A 1,446-nucleotide genomic window follows, 5' to 3' on the forward strand; every position below is an offset into this window, starting at 1 on the left:
CTCGGCAACGGGGTGCGGGACGCTGCCGGCAACGAGGCAGTGAACTTCAGCAACCAGGCCGTGACCCATGGCACGCCATCGGACACCACGGCCCCGGTGATCAACACCGCCGTGGTCACCGGCAACCAGCTGGTGCTCACGTACACGGAAGCGGGCACCCTGGACGGGGCAGCGCTCGCGGGCAACGCAGGCTTCACGGTGAACACCGCCGCAGGCGCAACGGCCATCACCGTGAGCAGCGCCGTGGTAAGCGCAACGGCCAAGACCGTCACCCTGACACTGAGCCGCGCCGTGGCCAGCACGGAGACGGTGACCGTCAGCTACACCAAGCCCGAATCCGGCGCTGTGGTACAGGACGCGGCCGGCAACGACGCAGCGAACTTCAGCAGCCAGCCTGTGACCCACAGCACGGCAACGCCACCGGGCACGCAGGGTCCCACGCTGGCGGCGACCGATCCGATCACGATCAGCGACAACAAACTGAGCTTTGGCGAAAGTGCCACTGTCACCATCCGCTTCTCCGAAGCCATCGCTGAAAGCAGCTTCACCATCGCCGACCTGACCGTGGGCGGAGGCGCGACGCTGTCCAACCTGCAAAGCACCGACGGCGGAACGACGTGGACGGTCACGCTGACGGCTCCGGGGTTCCTCGATATCCTCTTGGCTCCGACCGCCGACAGAAACTCGACGGGCAACAAGATCAGCGTGAACCTGGCCGGAATCACCAACCGCGCGGGCACCGCAGGGGCGGGCACAGCGGAGTCCACGGTCACCTACGACATTGACGTGACTCCCCCCAGCGTCAGCAGCGCCGCGGTCAACGGCGACCAACTGGTGCTCAGCTTCATCGACGCGAACATCCTGGGCGATACCGCACTGACGGGCAGCGCAGGCTTTACGGTCGGCAGCACCACGGGCACGGCGATCACCGTGAACAGCGCCGTGATAAACGCGACGGTCAAGACCGTGACGCTGACACTGAGCCGCGCCGTGACCAGCTCGGAGACGGTGAGCGTCAGCTACACCAAGCCCGAAAGCGGCAACGTGGTGCGGGACGCTGCCGGCAACGGCGCGTCGGACTTCAGCGGCCAGGCCGTGACGAACAACACGCCAGCCACGCCAGCGCCAGCCGACACCACGCCCCCGGTGATCAACACCGCCGTGGTCACCGGCGACAAGTTGGTGCTCACGTACACGGAAGCCAACACCCTGGACGCAGCAGCGCTCGCGGGCAACGCAGGCTTTACGGTGAACACCGCCGCAGGCGCAACGGCCATCACCGTGAGCGGCGCCGTGGTAAACGCGACGGCCAAGACCGTCACCCTGACACTGAGCCGTGCCGTGGCCGCAACGGAGACGGTGACCGTCAGCTACACCAAGCCCGAATCCGGCGCTGTGGTGCAGGACGCTGCGGGCAACGACGCAGTGAGCTTCAGCAACCAGGCC

1 protein-coding gene is annotated in these 1,446 nt (G+C 66.9%); it reads left to right on the forward strand.

The window, feature by feature from the left end:
- On the forward strand, positions 1 to 1,446 hold a 1,446-nt coding region (locus D5041_RS21870), incomplete at both ends, for a SwmB domain-containing protein (RefSeq protein WP_265285827.1).

It is taken from the genome of Verminephrobacter aporrectodeae subsp. tuberculatae, assembly GCF_026127385.1.
GTDB classification, from domain to species: Bacteria; Pseudomonadota; Gammaproteobacteria; order Burkholderiales; family Burkholderiaceae_C; genus Acidovorax; species Acidovorax aporrectodeae.